The following is a 24,706-nucleotide window of genomic DNA, read 5'->3' as shown; positions in this document are numbered from 1 at the left end:
TCTTGTAAGTTGATAGCCATAGAACAATCGTTCTGTGCGATATAACCACAGATAGGATTTCGTTGCTACCTCTTGTCCTAGTTCGCGTTAGTAAATGTTCATGTATCCTTTCATATAGTGCCACTATTCATCATTTGTCATGATAAGATAATTCTCATTCTTTCTTCGATCGATATTTTTTTATCAAAAAAACCACTTATAGATTATGTACAAAGATTATCTCATTAGTTATTTACAAATTGTAGATGGAACTATTTGACGTTTACATATACACTCATCCCCCTCAATTGTTTCCGCTATTTGCGGATACCTCAAAATTCGGCATTTGCGATAAAGGTAGGTGGGAGCTGGGTTTCCCGTATATGTCCAATTGGTGATGGCTATTAATCGGCTTGGGATACCTGCTCCTACTGATAAAACTTTCAATTTATAGATTAAATACAGTTCCATATGGGATTGTAAGAAAAGAACTTCCATACGGTGTGATTTGATGCACTGGATAAAAATACTCCATGGATGAATAATACGGCTGGATACCTTGTTGCTGCATTTGCATTTGTTGTTGCATTTGTAACGCTTGTTGAACAGCTTGAACTGTACTTTGTGCTCCGCTAAACGTTATTGATGTACCATACGCTGGTCGAATATCTGCTTGAGAAGCAAAATATGAATAAAACATTATTTTCAACCCACTTCCAAATAAGCTATTACAAACCATAGTATGATTCTTTTTTTAGAAAGTGCTGAAAACTAGTACATTAGCTTTTAGTAAGTATTTCATTTCATTTAATTATTTCTTTTAATATTTTCAATTTCATATTTCACTTACTCGTTTCAATTATTAAACGTAATTGAATTTTTAAAGGAGAATATAAAAAAAAATGAAATGAATGACCTTACATAAAATTCTATATGGAACTGCATTAGATCCTAATTTAATTAAACTTATTATTATCATCAAATCCAACCTTTACAATAATACTAGTCTCATAAGAACACCTCTATTTTGTTTACATATACTTTTAAAAAACATTTCTGAATCTTTCACATATAACTTATGCTCATAAACACATTACATTTAGAAACAAATATTAATTATCAAATGTACCTACTATTTAATTTTTTTAAAAGGAGGTAATTATGAAAAATAATCAAAACTCAAACGATCCGTGCGAAAAGTTTCAATTCCCCTGTTTTATTTCTATATCCTCTTGTAATCAAACTAATTGTTGTACACCTGTTTTTTTCTCATTTTCTCAGCAACAAGAATTATTGTCCCTAATTAACCAATTAAACCAAGCTATCCTTTCCTTCTTTACCACGCCAAATCCGACAACTATACAAATACTCCAATCTGCATTACAGGCATTACATGATTTAATCATTACAGTGCAACCAAATACTCCAAATAGAAATTTAGTTATACGAACTATAACTCAACTAATCAATTCCTTACCTACTGCATCTCTTACTCAAATCTCTGCGTTATTCCAATTTCTATTCCAAAATTTATCTTCGCTTATTAGTTGTTCCAATATATCGGACCCATTGTTGCAACAAACATTCAACTTAATTTTGCAAGGAATATTGAATAGTTCTCTATTAAATATTATCGGAGTACCCGGTCCTACTGGAGCTACTGGACCTAGAGGATTCCCAGGACCTAAAGGAGCTACTGGACCTCAAGGTGTGCAAGGTATTCAAGGACCAGAAGGAACAGAAGGAGCTACTGGACCTCAAGGTGTGCAAGGGCTTCAAGGACCGGAAGGACTTGCAGGAGCTACTGGACCTCAAGGCGTGGAAGGACTTCAAGGGCCAGAAGGACCACCTGGACCCACTGGACCACAAGGTGTGCAAGGTATTCAAGGACCACCTGGACCACCTGGACCCACTGGCTCTGGGACTGGAATGGGAGTTCCTGGACCACCTGGGCCGACTGGACCTCAGGGGGTACAAGGAATTCAAGGGCCGGAAGGACCAGAAGGAGCTACTGGGCCTCAAGGTGTGCAAGGTATTCAGGGACCAGAAGGACTCGAAGGGCCGACTGGACCTCAAGGTGTGCAAGGTATTCAGGGGCCGGAAGGACCAGAAGGGCCGACTGGACCTCAAGGTGTGCAAGGTATTCAGGGGCCGGAAGGACCACCTGGACCGACTGGAGATTGTGAATGTCCACCGGGGCCGACTGGGCCGACTGGGCCAACCGGACCTACGGGACCTGCATGTAATTTCCTAGTATATGCCACTAATGCAGGAACCATAGATGATCCTACAAATGATACAGTATCTGTGATTAACACCGGAACAAATACAGTAGTTGCTACAATTACTGTAGGTAATGCACCTCTTGAAGTAACAGTTTCACCAAATGGAGCTCGTGCTTATGTTACTAATATTTTTTCTAATACCGTTTCCGTTATTGATACTGCTACTAATACCGTTATCACTACCATTCCTGTTGGTATTCGTCCAATAGGTGTAGCTGTTTCTCCAGATAACACAACTGTTTATGTTGGAAATCATGGTGATAATACTGTTTCTGTTATTAATGCAGCTACTAACACGGTTATTGATACCATCCCTGTTGGTATCAATCCGCAAGGAATCACTGTTTCCCCAAATGGAGCCTTTGCATATGTTGCAAACGAATTAAGCAACACAATATCTGTTATTAATACTGCTACTAATACTGTCAGCACTACGATTCCTGTTGGCATTCGCCCTAGGATAATCGTCTTTACATTAGATGGTACTCGTGCGTATGTCACAAATCAAAATAGCAATACTGTTTCTGTTATTGACACCGCTACTAATTCCGTTATTAATACAATTAACGTAGGTACTGAACCGGTTGGTATAGATATTACACCAGATGGCACTCGTATTTATGTTGTAAATAAAGTTAGCGATAATGTATCTGTAATAAACGTAGCAACAAATACAGTAATCGATACAATTCCTGTTGCTTTATCCCCGGATCAAGTAACCATCATACCAGATGGCACTCGCGCCTATGTTACAAACCAAGCTAGTAACACTGTATCTGTCATTGATACTGCTACAAATACGGTTATTTTTACAGTTCCAGTAGGTGTTGCTCCAACTGGTATAGCAACCGGAACTATTTGTGAATAAAATAAAAAACAGAGGGACAAAAAATATGTCTCTCTGTTTTTTATTTTTTGTGCTCTTTAAAAACTTCATATTCATAGCGGCCTCTCTACATACTATGAATTAGCCGCAATATATACGGAAGTAGTATTATTCACGATTAAAATTTGATTCATTTCATTTTTTCGTATATATACTTCTATACATTTGTTTATCTCCCCTTGCATTAGATGAAAGTAACCGATTATCTTTACGAGCTTAAAAACAGTCACAAATTATCTATATCACACTCTAACCTTATTTTCCTAACCTCCTATTCATCACCTTCTAAAATTCCTTTCCACAATAAAAAAGCAGCTGTTAAGCTACTTTACATTCGTTTTATCCCCAAGAGAAATGATAAATATATTCCCCCGTTGCACTCTGATTAATCCCAGTAATTCTAGCAAACCTCATTAAGTCTGCCCCCTGAAGAAAATACATCGCAAGCATAACTGGCACTTGCGACCACATAAACTGATAAAGCTCCTCAACTCTCTGGTTTGTTGAAACAATTAAATCATTTACAGGCCCTTGATTCCATACAGAAGTTCTAACTGAACGAAACGGCAGATCTTTCCCATTAACCACGATTCGTGCCATACTTTGAGTTATGTCCACAATAATTCCCTCCATCATTACAAAAATCAGACCTGTGTATTTTACTCCTTTCGTTATAAATATTCTTAACCTTCATAAATGTCTAAGGCAAACCTCTATTTTTGCTTCTATTCAAATGAATTTATTTCACACAGTAAACAAGTTAATGAAATTTCAGTATTACTCTCCTCAACTTCCGTATTATTTAGATCATGTACACCCCTATTCAACTTTACAATCCGGTATGCAAAATTACATATCTTATTATCTCAATATCACTTTATTTACTACAAATTGATAGAAAAACATTCAAAACAATTGACAAATCAACGTTTGTAATTTAATTCCTTATTTTAAATCTCGCCTCATTATTTTTAAACACTATATTCGAATAATTATATTGGAATTTCTTGTTGTATACACATCTATTTTTTTCAGGTATTATATACGAGAAGAGTAAGGTAAGAGTTACTCTTTGCCATTTTAGGAAAGGTCCTGTTGGAAACAACAGGACCTTTTTTCGTATTAGCAATACTAAATAAGAAACACAAAAGCACGAAATTCACGCACCTTGGCTAAATATATAAAATTAATTGGCATTTCCGGATCAGCTTTACAACGGCATTGTGCATGAACATCGGTTTTTCTAGCATCTAGTTCACCTCCTTAAAAATGCAGGATTTCCCTTTTCAATATCGAATTAGTAATGTTTGGAAAGGGGGTGTAACATGGCGGAAATTAAGGTGGGACTTACACAATTTTTAGACTTCACACTGAAAAGTAGTGCAGCAAAAACAAATTTTGTAAAGAATCTAAAATCTCAACCTGAATATCACCCAGTTTTTGATTACTGGAAACAATTACGAGAAACTGTTATTAAATTTCATAAAAACGAACTACCTTTTGAATGTTTTGAAACATTAATACAAACTGTTGACCAGAAGAAAAAGCAAAACTATATTGATGTTATAAAGCAGTACAAAAAATTTATTAAAAACAAAGACGTCTCTTGGTTTGATCCAGGTAAATCACATTGGTTATCAGATAATTTAATCGTCCGCTCATCACCTGAACTTGGTTTGCTCATTAATGATGAGCCACATCTTATTAAACTGTTTTTCAAAGGAAAAAAAGAGCGAATTGATAAATATAACATCAACTCAACACTGACATTATTAAATGAATCAACATTTTCAAATGAACATAACGATGTGAATTATACAGTCCTTAACATCCAAAAGAACAGAATGTATACGAATAACTCTATTAATAATGATCATTTAATAGCTCTTGAATCAGAAGCTCACCAGCTTTGTTATTTATGGAATAAGATATAAAGGGTATAGGCATCTCTTTCAATGTCTTGTTCATGCGTAATTTGGGCACAATTTTCACAAACTCAATTCGTTTCGGTTAATTGAAGCTCACCCTGCATTGTTTCTCAAAAACAATGCAGGGTGAGCTTTTTTCGAAAACAGTTTCTTTCCTCATTTCAACATCCTAATTATCCCCTCTGAAAGAATAATATACTGATCTCTTTCTACCACATCTACATTAATCGCCTGACTTCTTAACCGCTGAATAATTACTAAGATGTTTTTACGATCCCTTCCATGTTCCACATCATGTTTTTCTTTCGCTCTATACAGTGCAGCAATTCCCTGCTTGTTGTTCAATTCACTCATAAAATTTATGAATAATGATTATCCACCGTTTATATTCTCTAAGTGCTGGAAAGAGATTGCTTGTTTTATCCGACATTACTTTACTGCTGCTTCATAAACATCACATAAAAATATCTGAGGAAAAGAACGTTATAGCGATGGCTATCATGAATACAATTTGATTTACCCTACTTATAATAGTAACCTTACAATTTCAGAAGTTTGACACAGCTCACGAAAAAGCTTATAAAGAAAAGTGAGGTTCCTAATATTCATTTCTAGAATTAAGATACATATCTGAAAATAGCAAATGAACGACTAGGAAATAAAAGAGTAGAATCACACTGGATACCTACTCACATGTTATACCAGGACTTCAAGAAATTGCGGTGGATCAATTTGCTAACGAATTATTCGAAAAGAAAAACTCTCGTTAGAATTTTTCCTTTCACAGCAAATGCACCAACTAAATAATCAAAAATATTGATAGTGAAAAAGGAGAAACTAACATGAAAGAAATCAAATCTGAACAAGAATTCAAAGACATCATCGCAAGCGAGGAGCCAGTAGTTGTTAAGTTCTTTACTACATGGTGCCCAGATTGCGTACGTATGGATAACTTTATCGGAGATGTAATGGAAGAATTCAATAAGTTTGAATGGTATTCTATTAATAAAGATGAGTTCCCAAGTATCGCTGAAGAGTATCAAGTAATGGGTATTCCAAGTTTACTTGTATATCAAAATGGCGAGAAGCTAGGCCACTTACATAGTGCTAATGCAAAAACTGAAGAGCAAGTTACTGAGTTTTTAGAAGCATACTAAGATGAAAACCCTCTGAAAAATATTTTCTAGAGGGTTTTTTATTTTTTCCAAATCAGCTGTCAGAAGTGTACATATTTGAACTCCCTTCTCCTCCCCCCTCCGTTATACATAGATCCAAATCACGTCCATACCCTAACTTTGCACTTTACAACATATTTTTCCTTCACGAAACTTTGTTACCCACTTCTTAAAAAGCTATAAAACGTCAACAATGTTTGTATAGACCCACACGACTTTCGTTTGATACTCTATTTATAGAAAGAAATTCCTTGTAGAAAGGTGAGTGTTTAAAATGGATACTCTTTCTCATAAAGAAGCTGATAAAGGTGCGATTGTCAGCATTATGGCCTACATATTTTTATCCTCTATGAAAATCATCATCAGTTATATTACCCTCTCTAGCGCATTACGTGCTGACGGTTTAAATAACTTAACGGATATCGGTGCTTCTTTAGCGATATTAATTGGTCTAAAAATCTCTCGTAAACCTCGTGACCCAGATCATCCATATGGACATTCGCGTGCAGAACAAATTGCATCACTTGTTGCTTCTTTTATTATGGCAACGGTCGGATTAGAAGTTGTTATTAGTGCCATTCAATCTTTTTTAAATCCGAAACAAGCAGCGCCTAATGTCCTTGCTGCATGGGTAGCTTTATTTTCTGCTGTCGTTATGTACTTTGTATATTTGTATACGAAAAAGATTGCAGCTCGAACAAAAAGTAAATCATTAGAGGCCGCTGCAAAGGATAATTTATCAGATGCTCTCGTAAGTATTGGTACAGTTGTAGGTATTGTCGGCTCACAGTTCCAAATGCCTATTTTAGATCCGATTGCCGCTCTAATTGTCGGCTTTATTATTTGTAAAACCGCATGGGAGATTTTCGTAGAAGCTTCTCATATGCTAACGGATGGAATCGATCCAGATAAGATGGAAGAGTACGCTGATGCAATTGAGCATATTGGTGGTGTGGAACACATCGTAGATATTAGAGCACGTATGTATGGGAATCAAACGTACGTTGATATTACAATTGAAGTAGATGCTCGTATGGATGTTGGTGAAAGTCATTGTATTACTGATAACATTGAAGCTATGCTTCGGAAAAAGTTTGGCATTTACCATGCACACATTCATGTTGAACCAATGGAAAAAGAACCTATTATGACATAGGTTCTTTTTTAGTGAACGCTTTATGAAATATTACACATAAAACGAGCCAACTACTGCCAGCTGCCCACCCTGCTAATATGTCAGATGGATAGTGAACGCCAAGATATATTCGGCTAACTGAAATAGATAATACAACAAAGCTTGCTATAAAAATAATGAGCAATTTTTTATGCAATGTAATCCGTTCTTCTGTAATTGTAACGTATGCAATAAATCCTAAAAAAGCAGTAGCATTCATCGTATGACCGCTCGGAAAACTATATCCAGTTGCAGTAACAAGCTGCGTTACATCAGGTCTTGCTCGTTCGTACCATAGTTTAAGCATACTGTTTAAATAACGAGATCCATAATAATTAATTGTTAGAAGTAATGCACTAAGCAATTTTTTTCTAACGAGAAAGTACATTACAAGAATAATGAGTAACGGAAAATATATTCTTTTGGAACCGATAAAAGACACCCAAGTAAAATAGGCTGTCAAGTAGTCGTTTCGAAAACTTTGAATAAAATGCGCGACTATATTGTCAAATTTCTCAATACAAGCGGTATGATACGAAAGTGATAATACGACAAAACAAATGAGTAGCGTAAAACTTAACAAGTATAAATGTCGATATCGTTTCACATACATAACCTCACTATGCAAAAAAATGGAGCGGTTGTTTTAGTTTTCCTCTCCATTTCTTTTTTATGCATAGTTTATTAAAAAATATAATTGCTAATTTTTTCTTTCATCGTTGGAATATCCTCATTCGTTACTGTAAAGCGAATCACCTTCTCGTCAAGATCCAGTGCTTCTGCAAATAAACCTGCTAATCCACGAGATTTTCTGTCAACTTCCATAATAATCTCTAGGCGATCGTAAGCACTTGGCAAGATTAATAATTCTAGTTCATCTAATTTTCCATAAAGCTGTCCGGAAACAGGAACAAACTCAAATTCTTGTGCAAATGGAACTTGCTTACGTAATCGATACGGTAATTCTTCACATTCTATATGACGCGCTTTAAAACCTAATTGATTTACACTCTCTAACACACTATTTAATAGTGTATTTGGCAACACTTGAATGTAATCACGATCACTTGGATCTATACTGCGTTTAATATCAAGACCTGTATGCACCCAAACTGTTTTCATTCCAAGTGTAAGCGGTGTTTCAACTGGCATTATAAATGAAAATGGAATTTCTTTTTTTTCATTCGGTTCAACAGAAAAAGGTTCTGTTAAACGAACTCGCTCTAAATCATATGTTGCTGTTACTTTTTTATCATCTACTTCTCGTATATACGATGTGGATAACGTTAAGTAAATGCTTTCAATTTGTTGGCTAACTGAACCACCAGTTATATGAACCTTCCCTAATATCTCTTCTCCAACAATATACTCATCTTTTTCAAGAACTGTATCTACTTTTGTACTACCAATACCAACACTTGCTAAAAACTTTTGAAACATGGGGGCTCCATCCTTTCTAAAGCAAAAGCTACATCTTTTTTTAAATCTTGTACATTCTCATAGTACGGCGTTTTTATTTGTAACATTCGCATAAGCATTTCACGGTTATAATTTTTCAAAGTTAATTCGTCATACCATGGTTTTTCATGTTTTTCATTAGATTCATAGCCTGCATATAATAAAAATAATGAGAAATGACCAAGCGCATAAAAATCACTACGAAAGTGAACTTCTCGCATCAAAGCTTGTTCACCTTCATAAGTTGTAGCTCGTTCATCACCCTCACCTTTTAATTTAGCCAATCCAAAATCAATAATACTAATTTGGTTTTCTTTCATTAATATGTTTGGAATGCGTAAATCTCGGTGAATAATACCTGCACTATGAAACACCGATACAATTTCTAATATTTCATATAAAATTTTAAAAACTTCACGTTCTGTATATGCATGCCCATCTAAGAAAATATAATCTTCGAAATTTTTACCTGGCATATATTCCATCACAAAAAAGCTTTTTTTCTCCCATACGAAATGATCGTATAAACTAGGAATTGCATGATGATTTAATGTTTGTAAAATCATTCTCTCTTGTTCAAATGATTTTCTTCCAGACTCATATCTTTGTTTGCTTTGTCTTAATTGTTTTAAGACTTTATATCTATTTATTTGTAAATCATTAACGACATATGTAACCCCATAACTGCCCATTCCAATTACTGATTCAATTTTATAACGTTCTGCAACAATTGTATTTTCACGCAGTGGTCTATCAAATAAAGCTAGTATACGACGCCATTTCATCAGCTACTTGAAAAGAAGCTACGGCTTTTGCGTTTTCTTTTATAATGATGATGCCCATAACCAGATGAACGTCGTTTATAATCGCTACTTGAATAAGAGCGACCTCTATGGCGATAATCACTACTAGAATACGAACGATATTTTTTCTTTCCTAATAAAGAATCAATAATTTTTTTGAACATCCCTTCACCTCTTGCGTAAAATTTTCTTTTAATTATACCAATAATTGCCGACTATATTTGTGACAAGTTTGTAAAGAGTAAAAAACGACGAGTTAAGCCCGTCGTTACTTTCACTCATCTTCTTCATCAAAAACTTCATCAATCATACATTTCTCTAATAAGTACTCGAATGTAATGTCTGCGAGATCTTCAATTTCTTCTCTTTTTGGGACGTATCCTCTTTCAATTAGTTGCTCATAAAAAAACTCCGCAATCTCCTCCGTATCAATTACGACTTCAATTTCCTTCATGAGCATCACTCCTTTATTTCTGTTTTATGAAAAAATCTCAAAATTATGTATATGAGATTAGAAAAATAGTTTTTCTTTTTTTATAGGTCATATCCTTTGGACGAGGTGCATACGATGGTAGTACAAGCTATCAAAAGGGGGAAATAATTATGGAATATCAATATGAGGTAAAGCAAGAAGTAGAGCAAACAAAAGAAGAGTTCATGCATGAAGATCAATGGGCAGACTCTCTTATTAAATGGCTTTTTATTTTTTTAATAATTGTAGGCATACCTTATACTGCATATGTTGTTGTTCAATTCATTCTCTCTTTCTAGTTAACTATTTTTTCTCTGTCAATTTAACTAAATAATTATGAACAACATCCATAACAATTTTGTATTCTTCATCTTTAAATGTATCAAATAACAATTGATAATCGTTATAAATATCAAGTAATCCATCAATGATTTCTTGACGATTTGTCTTAACACTCACTTTTTTTGAGTTGTTAATTGACTTTAATTTTCCTAAATCTAATTTATTCATACCAGCTTTATCTTGTTTCATTTTCTTCAAAATTGCATTTGCCGTTTGAGCATTGGCAAGTAACGTTAAATCTGATTCATCCGCTTCTAACCATTCACCATCCGTAATTCGTGACAATTCATATATTGTATCTTCCCATGCGTCATTTTTATATCTCCATACTTCTGTACGAAAACCAACAATGCGAAACACATCTTTATCATACCCTGTTACTTGCACGAGATCACCAAATGTGAAATTATAATTTAATTCAATCCACTCAGTTTCACCTTTTTTCATGTCTTGCTCTGAAACGTGTTGCAATGTTTGCTCTACGTAAAATCCATCGTGATTATTGACTTCGTATACGTAAACTCCATCTAAAACCTTCATATTTGTGATTTTACCAACGGTTCCATATAGCGTAATCACGACTATGTCCCCTACGTTATATTTAGGTTGCTTTTTCCTTGCCATCTATATCTCTCCTTTTTTTGACGTCGTGATTTTGATAACAGTATATGCAACCTACATAAAAACGCTTATCACAGAAGCGTATATTCATAAATTTTTTCAATAAAAAATATCACCATATGAAAATTTATTTACAGCGTAAAAAAAAGCTAGCAAATAGACTAGCTTCACATCAAAAAAAATCATATAGTTTTTATCTCTCTTGTATGTACAAATCCCATGCTTCATCAAATATAGACATACTTTCTAGCATTCCACTTAACTCTAAGTATGAACTAATTTCATCATAATCTTCAGATTGCTTTGGAAAACTTAAATCATCATACATTGCCTCTGCTAAATTCGATATTTCATTACTAAATAAAGCTGCACGATGCTTCATCATATAGTGGTAAAATGTCTTTTTCAAAAATATTCCCTACCTTTCTAACTTGGGTACATTATACAAGGCAAAAAAGAAAAAAACCAGCATAAATGCTGGTTAAAAGTCGAAATAATTCCTTTTTAGTAGTCTTGGTCTTCCCATTAATTCTTCATATGTTAGTTGTTTTGGTAAATCTTTCGTATAAATTAAAAACAACTGATCTTCTATTTCTTTCACAGTTTGATCTGATTGATAGTCCATACCACATGAGGAGCAAGAAATACATGGTGTCTCTTGGATTTCAATGGCTTGCGTACCATCTGGTAATTCCCAATATACAGTATTTAAGCTTTCTTTCGCTTCTGTACTGTCACACCACATACAATTCATACTGCATCACCCTCAGTTTTTTTGTCGTTTTCTTCTAATTTAGCCATTTGTGATTGATACTTCTTATCTTTCAATTGGTCACGCTTATCACGTTTATCTTTTAATGATGCATGCGTTTCATTATCTTCATAGTCTTTACGACGGTTCATACGCTGTAAATCGTCTGGAACAAGGTTAAATTTCTTATCGCTCATAAGACCCGCGATACCAACATCTGAACGTTTTTCTTCGTAGTTTGGATAGATCTCTTTAAAGTATCCTTCTGCTCTTCCTGGAATATAGCTTTCTGGCTCTGGATACGTTGTAATAACACCTTCGAAGTTACGAAGTACAACTTTATCTGCACTTTGCGAGATTAAATAGTTTGGCTGAAGCGCAATTTTACCGCCTCCTCCTGGTGCATCAACAACGAATGTTGGTACTGCATAACCAGACGTATGTCCACGTAAACCTTCGATAATTTCAAGACCTTTAGAAACTGGTGCACGGAAATGACCAATACCTTCAGATAAGTCACATTGATAAATATAGTATGGACGTACACGGATTTTTACTAAGTCATGCATTAATTTTTTCATAATTGGAACGCTGTCGTTAATACCAGCTAAAATTACTGCTTGGTTTCCGACTGGAACACCAGCATTCGCTAACATTTCACATGCCTTTTTCGATTCTTCAGTAATTTCAATAGATGTATTGAAATGTGTATTTAACCATACTGGATGATATTTTTTAATAATATTACATAAGTTTTCTGTAATACGCTGCGGGAATACTACCGGCGCTCTCGTTCCGATACGAATAATCTCAACATGCGGAATCTCTCGTAAATTTTTTAATACATATTCTAAAATTTTATCGTTAATTAGAAGACCGTCACCACCAGAGATTAATACATCTCGTACTTGTGGTGTTTCACGAATGTAAGCAATTGCATCATCTAATTGTTTCTTCGGCACACCCATTCCAATTTGTCCACTAAAACGACGGCGTGTACAGTAACGACAATACATAGAACATTGATTCGTTACTAAAAATAGTACGCGGTCAGGATATCGATGTGTTAACCCTGGAACTGGTGAATCTTCATCTTCATGAAGTGGATCTTCTAAATCATATTTTGTTTTATATAACTCTTCCGAGATCGGTACAGATTGCATCCGAATCGGACAGCGTGGGTCATCAGGATTCATTAACCAAGCATAGTACGGTGTAATATTTAACGGGATCGTTTTCGTTGAAATTTTAACGCCCTCTTCTTCATCAGGTGTTAAGTTAATCACTTTCTTTAAGTCATCTAACGTTTTGATCGTATTCGTTAATTGCCAAACCCAATCATTCCATTGTTCTTCAGTAACATCTTTCCATAATTCGATATCCTTCCAGTGACGATTTGGTTTGTATACATCATGTAACATTGCTATTCCCCCTTTTTATACGCTCATCCTTTATATAAGCAATAGTTATGCCAACTTTACTTTATCGATAAGTAAATGTACGGAGAACCCTATTACATAAGCGAAAAAAATTTTTAAAGCACTGTATGAAATCCATACATACTATCATATTCATTACTTTTTATATATGTAAACGCTCTTTTATTGGTGCAAACACACAAAAACCGCCAATTATTCGGCGGTTTTGTCGTACTTACTCAGTTTATATTGAAGCGTTTGACGAGGGATACCTAACATTTTTGCAGCTTGTAATATATTCCCTTCCGTTTCAATTAACGCTTGATCTATTAATTCTTTTTCCGTTTGATGAAGTGCTTCTCTAAGAGGCAATATGCTCTTCTTCTTCGGAAGACTCTCTTTCCGAAATGTACGCGGTAAACAATTGGCTGTTAATGTATTACCTTCTGCGATAATAACAGCATGTTCAATCGTATGTTTTAGCTCCCGAACATTTCCAGGCCATTGGTAAGACTGTAGTCTTTCTTTCGCTTCCTGATCCATTTGAAGTACACCTTTTTTATAACTTTTATTATATTCATTCAAAAAATAAGATGCTAATAATAATACATCCTCAGTTCTTTCACGTAGCGGCGGAATATATAATGAAAATACATTTAACCTATAATATAAATCAGTACGAATTTTATTCTCTCTTAAACATACTTCTGGTGGCTGATTCATTGCGGTAATAACACGAACATCCACTTTTCTCGTCTTATTATCACCAATTCGACGAATAACACCATCCTCTAATACACGTAACATCTTCGCTTGTAAATCGAGCGGCATTGAATTCAGTTCATCTAAAAACAATGTCCCTCCATCTACAAGTTCAAATAATCCCGCTCGTTCAATTGCCCCAGTATAACTCCCTTTCGTCGTTCCAAACAATAAACTTTCTAACAGCGACTCCGGCAAAGCTGCGCAGTTTTGTGCAATAAACGGCTTGTTCTTCCGCTTAGAAGCTTCATGAATCGCTTGTACAAATAACTCTTTTCCTGTTCCTGTTTCCCCATATATTAAAACATTTGCATCAGTTGGGGCTACTTTTTGCGCTAATTCTTTCGTCTGTTTAAACCGAGCATCATTCGTCACTATCGTCTCAAATGCAACATGCTTTTTGATTGCTTTTTTTCTAGATGACCGCTTTATTTTCGACTGCAAATCTACAATGGTATCCGTAAGTTTTTGAACTGTGGAATAATCCTTTGCGATTTCAACAGCTCCCGCGATATTTCCATCTATAAAAATAGGTAACGTTGTATTTACTGTACAAATGTCTTCCCCATTTAAATTTTGATAATGCTGAACTTGATGAACGATTGGTTTTTTTGTATCTAACACTTTCATCAACGTACTTGTTTCCCTAGATAAAGAAGGGAACGCCTCTAACAAATGTTTACCTAACACTTTTTCAATTTTTGATCCATCGTGTTTTGCAGCTACAGTATTATAGAAAATTGTGATACCATTTTCATCTACTGCGTGTATAGCCTCATCAATACTGCCCAAAATCGCTTCAATGACTTCTTGTGTCGAAACTGCTAGCAATGTCATCCCCCCTCTTGCCGAAAATTCAGCAAATTCTATGCCGAATTTTCGGCATACCTATGTGCGATTATAAGCATGACGATTCCGTTCTATTTTTTTATACCGTACTATTTATTAGACAAATCTTTCACCCATATATTCATATCTTCCAACTTGTCGAAAATGTAGCAATTGTTCGCCAGTCTTCCTGTATACGTATAACCTAACTGATGAAAGGCCGCATTCATTCCAAAAGAAAGTGACCGAGCAATTGTATAAGAGCAGAAAATCGCTCTTTCTTGCAGTTCTTCTTCTAACTTAATTAATAAACTTTTCATAAATCCATGTTTACGATATTCGGGTAAAGTAGCACAATTCGTTAATTCTGCATTTCCTTCTTTTATATTCATTTCTGCAGACGCCGTACTAATTATTTTCCCTTCGAATTCATACACATAGTAAATTGTATCGTCCTCTTTCATCGTTTGTTTTACATAACTCGCTTCGTTTAAAGGAGTTGGATACACTTCAAATACTTTCCCAAAGACAGCTGCTAATTCTTCCGCATCCTCTATTGTCGCTTTTCTTAATAGAAACTTCTCTGGAACTATTTTTTCCTTTACTTCTTTCGCTTTTACACCGCTTAAAATGGTATCTTCCTCAGCCCACTGAATACTATTTCGTCTTTCATCATTATTAAATTTCACGAAGAAGTATGCATCGTGACCTTGAAAATAATGTGGTATTGTTGCTTCTAATAAAAAACCGAAAGAGAGCCATGTTGAAACATGCTCTCCCTTTCCTTTAACAATACATTTAGTGAAAGAATGTTTCTCTGCTAATTCGTCAATTGTTTGGATAATCCTCTCAACATTTCCTGTGTAATGGTCTACTCGAATACGTTTATTAAAATAGTCTAAAACGCCTTCTACTGTATAGCCGTTCGTCTGCTCTCTAAAAGATTCATAGTATTTCATTTTTTCACCTCACACCAATCTAGTAATGTACATGCAATAATTTTTGCGGCAGCGATCATTTTATCAACTTCTATATATTCGTTTGGATAATGTGCTACTTTCGTTTCTCCTGGGCCAAATACTATTGTTGGTACACCTGCGATTTGTGTAAATAAACCTCCATCAGTCCCCCAAGGCGATGCTTCAATAATCGGTCTGTTTCCTTCGATTTCAACAAAGTTTTGCTCGAGAGTCGTAATTAACTCATGATTTTCTTCTAGTTCACCAGGAACCCATCTCGCACCAAACCATTCTACTTCTACTGGATTTTCAACAAACCAATTGTCCACATCATTTAATTCAACAATCCAATTCTCGAACTCTTCTTTTGCTGCCTCTATAGTCTCATTCGGCGCGATACCGCATCTTCCTTCTAAAATTAAAGAATCAGGAACAGAACTTGGCCAGCTCCCACCTTCAATTTTCCCAATATTAATTGGAATTGGGATCGGTATTCCTTTAAATAACGGGTCTGTAATTCGATCATTTCTTTTCTCTTCCAGTTTTCTCAAATGGTCTACAACAAACATACTTTTTTCAATTGCACTTACTCCTTCATAACGTGTTCCACCGTGTGCTGCTTTCCCTTTCACATGTAAGCGAAACCACATGGACCCTTGTTGTTTCGGGAAAAACTTCATATTTGTTGGTTCAGGAATAATAACACCATCCGCTTTATATCCTCGTAATATAGTCGCTAATGTTCCTGCCCCGCCACTTTCTTCTTCGATTACACTTTGAAAATAAATATCTCCTTTTAATTCAATACCAGATTCAATAATTGCTTCCATCGCAAGCATAAGTGAGACATTGCCGCCCTTCATATCTGTCGTTCCACGACCATATATACGATTCCCTATTTTCTCACCACTATAAGGATGATGGTCCCACTGATTCACATCTCCTTCTGGTACGACATCAATATGTCCATTTAATATCATAGATTTCCCTTCGCCACTTCCTTTTAAAGTCGCTACAATATTTGGACTATCTGAAAAACTCGTACGCGGTGATACAAAATAGGGATGATCTTTCATTTTAGAAAATGAAGGCTCCCAAATATCAAGATCTAAACCTAGCTCACGTAATTTTTCAATCACAATTGCCTGCGCACCACTTTCATCACCAGATATGCTCTTTTCTTGAATTAATCGTTTTAAAAATTTTACGCTTTCCTCTTCATGACTCTCAATATAATCACAAACTTGTTTTTTTAATTGCTCCATATATTACATCTCCCCTCATTCAATTACTAGTAAGTTAGAGCCAATTTCAAAATCTGCTTCTGTATGTTGTTTTATATCTTCCACTGTGTATGGACTCATCAATTCTTGTAAAACGAGTCCACCCTGCGTTACTTCCATTACTGCCATATCTGTAATAATTAAATCCACACATTTTTTTGAAGTTAATGGTAATGTACACTCGGAAACAATTTTTGCATTTCCGTATTTATCGACATGATTCATTACAACAACGACCCGCTTCGCTTTTTGAGCTAAATCCATTGCTCCTCCAATACCTGGAACGCGTTTCCCTGGAACAATCCAGTTTGCTAAATCACCATTCTCACTTACTTGTAATGAACCAAGAATCGTTATATCTAGTAAACCTTTTCGAATCATCCCAAACGCCATGCAACTATCAAAATAACTCGCTCCTGTAATAAGAGAAGTCGGTAAACCTGCTGCGTTACATAAATTTTCGTCTTCATTTCCTTTGGTTGGCGTAGGTCCCATACCTACGATTCCATTTTCCGCATGAAACATAACGTTTATATCGTCAGGCAGATGATTCGGTACAAGCGATGGTATACCAATTCCTAAATTTACAATCATACCATTTTGTATTTCTTTCGCCGCGCGCCTAGCAATCTTATCTCTCACTTCTACGCCCATACCCATTTCCAATTCACTCCTTCCGACGGTACGATATAATTTACAAATACTCCTGGGACAACAATTTCTTCTGGATCTAAACTTCCAAGTGGAACGATTTCTTCTGCTTCTACAATCGTTATATCCCCTGCCATAGCAACGTGAGGGTTCATGTTACGAGCGCTCTTATCAAACACAAGGTTACCGAACGGATCCGCCTTTTTCGCGTATACAATCGCAACCTCAGCAGTTAATGCTGTTTCAACTAAATATGTTTTACCATTCATTTCAACAGTACGTTTTCCCTCTTCTACAATCGTATCAACACCTACATCAACTAATACGCCACCAAGTCCTACACCACCAGCGCGAATACGCTCTGCTAATGTTCCTTGAGGAGAAAACTCAATTTGTAATCTTCCTTCGTTTAGCTGTCTTCCTGCATTTGGATTTGAACCAATATGAGAAGTAATTAATGATTTTACTCTTTCATTTGTAACGAGACGACCGATTCCTACATCAGGAAATCCCGTATCATTTCCAATTAAATTTAAATTTGTAACTCCTTTTTCTAAAATCGCCTGTATTAAAGATGGAGGGGATCCAATCCCCCCAAATCCCCCAAACATTAATGTCATATCATCGTGAAACAAAGAAATTACTTCCTCTATCTCTTTTAATTTACTGAATGTATTCGTAATAGTTGTCATACGATACTATGCCCTCCTTTTTGCATCATTTCCTCCACACTTTTTGCAAAAATTGAAAGTAATTCATCTAACTCGGAATATGTAGTTGTCATTGGCGGTGCTACAAGCAGTGCGCTATCTTCTTTTCCTGCTTGCCCTGAAACAGCTTGGTATAAAAGAAGACCATTTTTAGCTGCAACCGAAATAAGTTCCGACGCTTTTGTAAACGGTTGCAATTCTACTCCAATCAGCAATCCTTTTCCGCGCACATCAGCAATGATTGTCGATTGTTGCTGAACTTTCTGTAATCCTTTTATTAAATACTCTCCCTTTTCCGCTGTTTTTTCAGGTAGATTATGTTTCTCCATATATTCAATAACAGCTAGCGCTGTTGCTGCAGATAATGGATTTGCACTTAACGTATGCCCACTCATAACAGAACGCGATCCTCGTAAAATCGGCTCCATAACACGGTCGCTTACAACCGTCGCTGCCATCGGCGTGTATCCAGCTCCTAAACCTTTACCAAGGGTCATAATATCCGGTTCTACACCCCAATGCTCCATCGCAAACCATGCGCCAGTACGACCAAGTCCAGTCATTACTTCATCAGCAATAAATAAAATATCATAATGACTACAAATATCTTTAATGACTTTATAATATTCTTTCGGCGGAACGACTGCGCCTCCAGCTGCCCCGATAATCGGTTCAGCAATAAAAGCTGCGATATGTTCTGCTCCAATTCTTTCAATTGATCTTTCAAGTTCAGTCGCACAAGCAAGCTGACAAGTCGGATATACCTTTTGCACCGGACATCTAAAACAATATGGAGCTGGAATAGTTGGATAATCTTCTAAAATTGATACGAAACGTTGTCTGCGTAGTGGATGCCCAGACATTGATAAGGCTCCCATCGTAATACCGTGATAACTCATCCATCGTGACAAAATTTTATGCTTCCCTTGAATACCTCGCTCTTGAAAATGCTGGATTGCAATTTTCATAGCTGTTTCATTTGCTTCCGTACCACTATTCACAAAAAAGCTCCAGTTCAAATCTCCTACACTTAAATCGCTTAATTTCTTCGCTAATTTTTCAGCTGGTTCACTCGTAAACTGTGATCTATAAACGAAAGCAATCTCCTCTGCTTGTTTTTTGATAACGTCTGCAATCTCCTTTACGCCATGCCCAATCCCTGCCGTAATTGCCCCTGACGAGCCATCAAAATATTTATTTCCGTTTTGATCATACAAATACACACCTTTTCCATGTGAAATCATTGGATACGGCTGACCAACAAGTGGTTTAATTAAGTAATCGCGCATAGCGCTCCCCCATTTCTCCAATTTGTATATATATATGAAGAAAATTGACGTTTCTTTCATAAAAAAGAACCCTCTGCGAAAGCAGTGAATTTATCAAAAAACTATTATAAAATATACAAATGAGTGCTAAATACCATTTCAAAAACAGAAAATTCAGAACTTAAACTAAAGACCAACCCTTATCTATACGCTCAAATAACCCTCCCTTATATAAAATTAGCGCTTCACTAAATATTTTTCTAACATAATGCCAGCCTCGCTCAATTGCCGACATTGTGTAAACTTCGACGAAACTCCCTTTAAACTCCTTCCTATTCACCTACTTTATATTGCATATTTTCAAACAAAATTCGACAATTATCCTTACTAAATACATAGCGATTATTTGTATAAAAAACAATATTCTACATACTTTACAGTTCGTTTTATACAATAAAAAAAGAACCGATTAACCACATTAATCAGTTCGGCACGACGCTCTATTACCGGTTAATACCTTCACTTGCAAAATAAATCAAAAACTATAGCACAAAATCCTTCATAACTTCATTCCCAATCACTTTTGGGATAACCTCATCCCAATTCGTCACTCCTTCCCTCAAATTCAAACTACCATTCCTTTATAAATTATGTAGGACAATTATCACTTCGTATGTGTATTTGCCTATAATTTAAAAAATCCCTATTTTTTTAAGAATTTCAGACCACGCATTTCAACATCTTCATTACAAATTTTCTCCTTTAAAAACCATTTTTTCGCATAACCTCGTTCTTGCTAAGCATATAGTTTTAATGATGACAAAGGAGGAATGTTCATGTCTCAATCTGAGCTCGAAAAATATGGACAAGAAGCTGCACGTTACGAACAACTCGCTCGTTACTATCAATTTCATAATCCGAAAAAATATGTAGAGTTATATATGAAATATTACGATGCACTTACGAAACTTGTACAGGCATATGAAAAAAGAGATTCCCAAGAAGCTACTTTACCATCACACATAAGGTTTTTTCACTCTGCTTCAAATACACCTGCAGTTGACATTTTAGTAAACGGGCAAAAGGTTATTAAAAATATTTCGTTTAAACAATTTAGTCCCTATTTAACATTAGTGCAAGGTAAATACCGTATAGATATTGTTCCTGTCGGAAATGAAACTCCCATCTTTTCAGCTTTAGTACCGATAATGGGAAATCACACTTATACTTTTGCCGCAATAAATAGTGATAATCATCTACAATTACAACCTATGCTTGATAATACACATTTACCAGCTGGCCAAGCAAAAATACGCTTTGCGCATTTTTCTCCAGATACACCTGTTGTAAATATAGATTTAAAAGGTGGAGATCATTTATTTGAAAATGTACTATTTAAACAAATAACAGATTTTTTAGAAGTTAGTCCTGGTACAGCAGATATTGAAATTTCACTCGCAGATAATCCAAGCGTCTTGCTAACTATACCGAATTTCAAAGTCGAACCGAACATCATTTATACAATTTCAATTTTAGGTTATTCAACGAAAGATCCTAAATTAGAAGCCGTTATACTTACGAATTAAAACAGTCTACACCATTCATTTGGTGTAGACTGTTTATTTTTGAAATACAATTTGAAATTCTGTCCAATCTTTATCTGAACGGCACATGATGGACCCATTATGTTTTTCTACAATTTGTTTACATACAAATAATCCAATACCAGTTCCTAACTTTTTAGTAGTTACAAATGGTTCAAAAATCGTTTCTACATTTTCAGCTGGAATCATTGGCCCATTATTTTTTATCACAATTCGAATCACTTGATTTTCTTCAAATACATCAATGATAATTTTTCGTTCTTCTTTCATTGATTCAAGAGCGTCAATTGAATTCATTAATATATTTAAAACTACTTGTCTCACTTCACTCCGATAGCCAACAAACGAAATTGGATACGGCAAATTCTTTTCAATCGAAACATTCGCATTGACCAAGCTCGGATATAAGAACTGTATAATATCTTGAAACAAATCATTAAGCCAAAATCGTTCTGATTCAGTCCACATTTCTTTTTTCGATACGAGTAAAAATTGCGAAATACGAAAATTTAATTGGTCTAATTCATGCGAAATAATATCTAAATACGATAAACTAGGATGATCTGCCTTTAATAATTTGACAAATCCCATTATGGAAGTAAGTGGGTTACGAAATTCATGTACAAAACTAGCTGACATTTGCCCTAAAATCGTCAGCCTTTCTTTATGTGTTTCGTTAATATATTGCTGTTTTTCCTCTAAATTTTTTGATATAATTTCCGAGTATTTTAAAACAGTATAATAAATTAATTTGTCAAAACAAGTATGTATTTGAGCCATAATTGGTTTCAATTCACGTGCGCTAACATCTAATTCACACATCGCTTCGAAAAGCTCATTTCTTCCCACATTTGCATTATAAACAAAATCACCAATATTCGCATCTGCTCCTGCACGTTCAATAGCAATTTTCTCGCATAATGGCTGAAGATAATCTATATCTTTTTCTTCCATAGTAAGTTCGATAATTAACTCTAATAAATCCTCTCCATTTTGAACTGCTTCTAGTTTAAATGGATCTTTATCGGAAATTATCATTTTGTTTTTCCAGTTCTCAACGAATTGGTGCCTGTTGTTTTTCAAGTGCGAACAAAATACTTCTTTAATATCCTTATCGATTGGAAAAACCCCCATTCCCTCCATTTCCATGCGACGAACACCCTTTATATTTTGAATATTAACACAAAAATTGCAATTCGTTAATAGATTATTGTCACATTTTGTTAATATGTGTTGATAAAATTTTTATGACTTTATTAATTGTTTAGATTGATACACTCCATTTTCCTTCATTTCATTCAAAGTTTTTTACATTTGATGAGACTTTTTTTGCATCCTGCTTTATTCTTTCGTACAATAGAAAATGAAAGGTGTGAAAAATATGGTAAATAAAAATGTGGAAGATTATCTCCAAGAAGGCATTTACGGCCAAAAGCAGAACAAACCAGAAGAACGTAATATGTATTTAACTACATTACGTGAGCGTGTAGAAATCGCTTTAACTATCGGTCAAGTAATGCAAAGTAATGTATATTCTGAAGTAGCTAGTAGCATCCGCTCTTCTCAAACATTACAAATATTCCTAAATGGTGGCATTGCTTACCCACATTTATCAAAATACATCAAATTAGCAAATGAAAAAAATATTCCTTTTACAATTGTTCAAAATAAAGGTACAGAAACACCAATCGGTTTAGTATTATCTCATAGCACCGCTGTAGATAAAGAACAAATTTATGTAGAAGATGCTATTTTCAAACAAGAAATGAAGTAAAAGGTACACTTGATTAAATGAAATTGTTCTGAGAAACGTAAAACAAACAATAAAAAACGAGTATGGAATCGTAAACATTCCCTGCTCGTTTTTTATTGCGATGTTTAAGCTGGATCTACTTTATTTTTTTATACACACTAATTTCAATTCTGTCATTTCTTCTATTGCATATTTAATACCTTCACGCCCCGTACCACTTTCTTTCACACCACCGTAAGGCATATGATCTACCCTGAACGTTGGAATATCATTTATCATGACACCACCAACTTCTAGCTCGTCAATCGCACGCATTGCTTTGAACAAATTATTTGTGAATACTCCTGCTTGTAGACCGTAACGCGAATGATTTACTTTCTCTATTGCTTCATCAAATTCTTTAAATGTATTTACAGTCATGAGTGGACCAAATACTTCTTGGCACTGAACAGATACATGCTCTGGAACATTCGTTAATACAGTTGGTTCAAAAATCCTTTCATCACGTTTCTTACCACCATATAAAACATTCGCTCCTGCTTTAACTGCTTCTTGCACCCACATTTCAATTCGCTCTACATCTTTTTTCGAAATTAAAGCCGATACATCTGTTTCTTCAAGCAATGGATCACCAACAACAACTGTTTCCATCGCTTTCTTTAGCTTTGAAAGAAATTCATCCATTCTCTTTTCATGTACAAAAACACGTTGTACTGAAATACAAACTTGTCCATTATTAACAAATGCTCCCCATTTTACACGTTCAATTATTTCATCCGTTAATTCTACCTCTTCATCAATAATAACAGCAGCATTTGACCCTAGTTCTAACGTAACTCGCTTTAACCCAGCCTTTGCCTTAATTCCAATTCCAACCTTCGGACTTCCCGTAAAAGTAATGGAAGCAACATCATCATTTGTTACTATCGCCTCACCTACAGTTGAACCGGGACCAGAAATAATATTTAAAGCTCCTTTTGGCAATCCAGCCTCTTCAAATAATTCAACTAATGCGTAAGACGATAATGGCGTTTGATCAGCTGGTTTTAATACAACAGTATTTCCGGCAGCAATTGCAGGGCCAACTTTATGTGCTACTAAATTTAATGGAAAGTTAAATGGTGTAATTGCCCCTATAACCCCAATCGGTTTTCTTATTGTATAGGCAATACGGCCATCTGCACCAGGCGCTGCATCAAGTGGCAATGTCTCACCGTATATACGCTTCGCTTCTTCCGCTGCAAATTTGTATGTCTGAACGGTACGATCTACTTCTCCCCTCGCAGCACGAATTGGTTTTGCGGCCTCTTTTGCAATAATCTCCGCAAATTCTTCTCTTCTTTCATCCATTTTTTGTGCAACCTTCTCTAAAATAGTCGCACGATCATATGCAGATAATTTATTCATTTTTTTCATTGCATTTTTTGCAGCAGTAACAGCCTCTTTTACATCTTCTTCTGTTCCTTGTGCAATTTCCGCTAATGTTTCTTCAGAATACGGTGCATATAATGGTTTATACGTGTTTACAGACTTCCAAGCTCCATTTATATATAAGTGCTTCTTCATAATTCTGCTCCTTCCAAATATATGTATACA

The 24,706-nt window shown here is 35.3% G+C and carries 26 protein-coding genes and 1 pseudogene; 8 read left to right on the top strand and 19 right to left on the bottom strand.

What is annotated here, in order from left to right:
* Positions 1-427: 427 nt before the first annotated feature.
* Positions 428-679, bottom strand: coding sequence for a DUF3947 family protein (locus ATN06_RS11455; protein WP_016088001.1), 252 nt, complete (start codon positions 677-679; stop codon positions 428-430).
* Between the two features lie 461 nt (positions 680-1,140).
* On the opposite strand from ATN06_RS11455, the gene ATN06_RS11450 reads away from it, so the two are divergent.
* Positions 1,141-3,132 (top strand): YVTN family beta-propeller repeat protein, encoded by a 1,992-nt coding sequence (locus tag ATN06_RS11450; RefSeq protein WP_060630729.1) that lies wholly within the window; start codon positions 1,141-1,143, stop codon positions 3,130-3,132.
* A gap of 357 nt (positions 3,133-3,489) precedes the next feature.
* Here ATN06_RS11450 and ATN06_RS11445 read toward each other — a convergent pair whose 3' ends face one another.
* Positions 3,490-3,786, bottom strand: coding sequence for a hypothetical protein (locus ATN06_RS11445; protein WP_060630728.1), 297 nt, complete (start codon positions 3,784-3,786; stop codon positions 3,490-3,492).
* Between the two features lie 689 nt (positions 3,787-4,475).
* Here ATN06_RS11445 and ATN06_RS11440 point away from each other — a divergent pair.
* The 4 genes and pseudogenes from ATN06_RS11440 to ATN06_RS11420 all read left to right on the top strand — a co-directional run bounded on the left by ATN06_RS11440 (position 4,476) and on the right by ATN06_RS11420 (position 7,409).
* Positions 4,476-5,084 carry a hypothetical protein gene (locus ATN06_RS11440; RefSeq protein WP_060630727.1) on the top strand — a complete coding sequence of 203 codons (609 nt, stop codon included), beginning with the start codon at positions 4,476-4,478 and terminating at the stop codon, positions 5,082-5,084.
* Positions 5,085-5,488: 404 nt separating this feature from the next.
* A pseudogene (locus ATN06_RS29405) lies at positions 5,489-5,848 on the top strand (site-specific integrase).
* Between the two features lie 45 nt (positions 5,849-5,893).
* On the top strand, positions 5,894-6,235 hold the full coding sequence (locus ATN06_RS11425; protein WP_223290742.1) for a thioredoxin family protein: 342 nt from the start codon (positions 5,894-5,896) through the stop codon (positions 6,233-6,235).
* 292 nt (positions 6,236-6,527) lie between these two features.
* Positions 6,528-7,409 (top strand): cation diffusion facilitator family transporter, encoded by an 882-nt coding sequence (locus tag ATN06_RS11420; RefSeq protein ID WP_060630725.1) that lies wholly within the window; start codon positions 6,528-6,530, stop codon positions 7,407-7,409.
* Here the strand turns inward: ATN06_RS11420 and ATN06_RS11415 are convergent.
* From ATN06_RS11415 to ATN06_RS11395, 5 genes are all read right to left on the bottom strand, one after another.
* The gene (locus tag ATN06_RS11415) at positions 7,399-8,034 is read right to left on the bottom strand and encodes a phosphatase PAP2 family protein (protein ID WP_060630724.1); all 636 of its coding nucleotides are present in this window, start codon (positions 8,032-8,034) and stop codon (positions 7,399-7,401) included. The genes ATN06_RS11420 and ATN06_RS11415 overlap by 11 nt on opposite strands.
* A gap of 77 nt (positions 8,035-8,111) precedes the next feature.
* Positions 8,112-8,867, bottom strand: coding sequence for a sporulation protein (locus ATN06_RS11410; protein ID WP_060630723.1), 756 nt, complete (start codon positions 8,865-8,867; stop codon positions 8,112-8,114).
* The gene (locus ATN06_RS11405) at positions 8,849-9,670 is read right to left on the bottom strand and encodes a serine/threonine protein kinase (protein ID WP_060630722.1); all 822 of its coding nucleotides are present in this window, start codon (positions 9,668-9,670) and stop codon (positions 8,849-8,851) included. The genes ATN06_RS11410 and ATN06_RS11405 overlap by 19 nt, the downstream gene beginning before the upstream one ends.
* Complete coding sequence (locus tag ATN06_RS11400; RefSeq protein WP_000473370.1) at positions 9,670-9,852, bottom strand: hypothetical protein; 183 nt, start codon at positions 9,850-9,852, stop codon at positions 9,670-9,672. Before ATN06_RS11400 ends, ATN06_RS11405 begins: the two co-directional genes overlap by 1 nt.
* Before the next feature lie 110 nt (positions 9,853-9,962).
* Positions 9,963-10,142, bottom strand: coding sequence for a YozD family protein (locus tag ATN06_RS11395; RefSeq protein ID WP_000658451.1), 180 nt, complete (start codon positions 10,140-10,142; stop codon positions 9,963-9,965).
* 149 nt (positions 10,143-10,291) lie between these two features.
* On the opposite strand from ATN06_RS11395, the gene ATN06_RS11390 reads away from it, so the two are divergent.
* A complete protein-coding gene (locus ATN06_RS11390; protein WP_060630721.1) occupies positions 10,292-10,459 on the top strand; it encodes a DUF3930 family protein in 168 nt (55 codons plus the stop codon).
* A gap of 4 nt (positions 10,460-10,463) precedes the next feature.
* Here ATN06_RS11390 and ATN06_RS11385 read toward each other — a convergent pair whose 3' ends face one another.
* The 10 genes from ATN06_RS11385 to ATN06_RS11340 form a co-directional block, all read right to left on the bottom strand.
* On the bottom strand, positions 10,464-11,126 hold the full coding sequence (locus ATN06_RS11385) for a hypothetical protein (RefSeq protein ID WP_000101496.1): 663 nt from the start codon (positions 11,124-11,126) through the stop codon (positions 10,464-10,466).
* 190 nt (positions 11,127-11,316) lie between these two features.
* Positions 11,317-11,532, bottom strand: coding sequence for a YozE family protein (locus tag ATN06_RS11380; protein WP_000750725.1), 216 nt, complete (start codon positions 11,530-11,532; stop codon positions 11,317-11,319).
* Positions 11,533-11,604: 72 nt separating this feature from the next.
* A complete protein-coding gene (locus ATN06_RS11375; protein WP_060630720.1) occupies positions 11,605-11,877 on the bottom strand; it encodes a YokU family protein in 273 nt (90 codons plus the stop codon).
* Positions 11,874-13,295 carry a lysine 2,3-aminomutase gene (ablA, locus tag ATN06_RS11370; RefSeq protein WP_060630719.1) on the bottom strand — a complete coding sequence of 474 codons (1,422 nt, stop codon included), beginning with the start codon at positions 13,293-13,295 and terminating at the stop codon, positions 11,874-11,876. The genes ATN06_RS11375 and ablA overlap by 4 nt, the downstream gene beginning before the upstream one ends.
* Positions 13,296-13,505: 210 nt before the next feature.
* The gene (rocR, locus tag ATN06_RS11365) at positions 13,506-14,891 is read right to left on the bottom strand and encodes an arginine utilization transcriptional regulator RocR (RefSeq protein ID WP_088116049.1); all 1,386 of its coding nucleotides are present in this window, start codon (positions 14,889-14,891) and stop codon (positions 13,506-13,508) included.
* A 101-nt stretch (positions 14,892-14,992) separates the two neighbouring features.
* Positions 14,993-15,841 carry a putative beta-lysine N-acetyltransferase gene (gene ablB, locus ATN06_RS11360; RefSeq protein WP_060630717.1) on the bottom strand — a complete coding sequence of 283 codons (849 nt, stop codon included), beginning with the start codon at positions 15,839-15,841 and terminating at the stop codon, positions 14,993-14,995.
* Positions 15,838-17,106: a peptidase gene (locus ATN06_RS11355; RefSeq protein ID WP_060630716.1), complete on the bottom strand. Its 1,269-nt coding sequence runs from the start codon at positions 17,104-17,106 to the stop codon at positions 15,838-15,840. The genes ablB and ATN06_RS11355 overlap by 4 nt, the downstream gene beginning before the upstream one ends.
* 15 nt (positions 17,107-17,121) lie before the next feature.
* Entirely contained in the window at positions 17,122-17,784 is a 663-nt protein-coding gene (locus ATN06_RS11350) for a CoA transferase subunit B (protein WP_060630715.1), read from the bottom strand.
* Positions 17,769-18,467 carry an acetate CoA-transferase subunit alpha gene (gene atoD / locus ATN06_RS11345; RefSeq protein ID WP_000208119.1) on the bottom strand — a complete coding sequence of 233 codons (699 nt, stop codon included), beginning with the start codon at positions 18,465-18,467 and terminating at the stop codon, positions 17,769-17,771. The genes ATN06_RS11350 and atoD overlap by 16 nt, the downstream gene beginning before the upstream one ends.
* Positions 18,464-19,774 (bottom strand): aspartate aminotransferase family protein, encoded by a 1,311-nt coding sequence (locus ATN06_RS11340; protein WP_060630714.1) that lies wholly within the window; start codon positions 19,772-19,774, stop codon positions 18,464-18,466. Before ATN06_RS11340 ends, atoD begins: the two co-directional genes overlap by 4 nt.
* An 815-nt stretch (positions 19,775-20,589) precedes the next feature.
* Between ATN06_RS11340 and ATN06_RS11335 the strand changes: the two genes are divergently transcribed.
* Positions 20,590-21,339, top strand: coding sequence for a DUF4397 domain-containing protein (locus ATN06_RS11335; RefSeq protein WP_060630713.1), 750 nt, complete (start codon positions 20,590-20,592; stop codon positions 21,337-21,339).
* Positions 21,340-21,372: 33 nt separating this feature from the next.
* On the opposite strand, the gene ATN06_RS11330 is transcribed toward ATN06_RS11335, so the two are convergent.
* On the bottom strand, positions 21,373-22,506 hold the full coding sequence (locus ATN06_RS11330) for a BA2291 family sporulation histidine kinase (RefSeq protein WP_088116051.1): 1,134 nt from the start codon (positions 22,504-22,506) through the stop codon (positions 21,373-21,375).
* 232 nt (positions 22,507-22,738) lie between these two features.
* Between ATN06_RS11330 and ATN06_RS11325 the strand changes: the two genes are divergently transcribed.
* On the top strand, positions 22,739-23,131 hold the full coding sequence (locus ATN06_RS11325) for a YueI family protein (protein WP_060630712.1): 393 nt from the start codon (positions 22,739-22,741) through the stop codon (positions 23,129-23,131).
* A 120-nt stretch (positions 23,132-23,251) separates the two neighbouring features.
* Here the strand turns inward: ATN06_RS11325 and ATN06_RS11320 are convergent, their stop codons facing one another.
* Complete coding sequence (locus ATN06_RS11320; protein WP_060630711.1) at positions 23,252-24,676, bottom strand: aldehyde dehydrogenase family protein; 1,425 nt, start codon at positions 24,674-24,676, stop codon at positions 23,252-23,254.
* Positions 24,677-24,706 lie beyond the last annotated feature (30 nt).

Source organism: Bacillus thuringiensis (genome assembly GCF_001455345.1).
GTDB classification, from domain to species: Bacteria; Bacillota; Bacilli; order Bacillales; family Bacillaceae_G; genus Bacillus_A; species Bacillus_A thuringiensis_N.
This window is presented reverse-complemented; position numbering and strand designations above follow the sequence as displayed.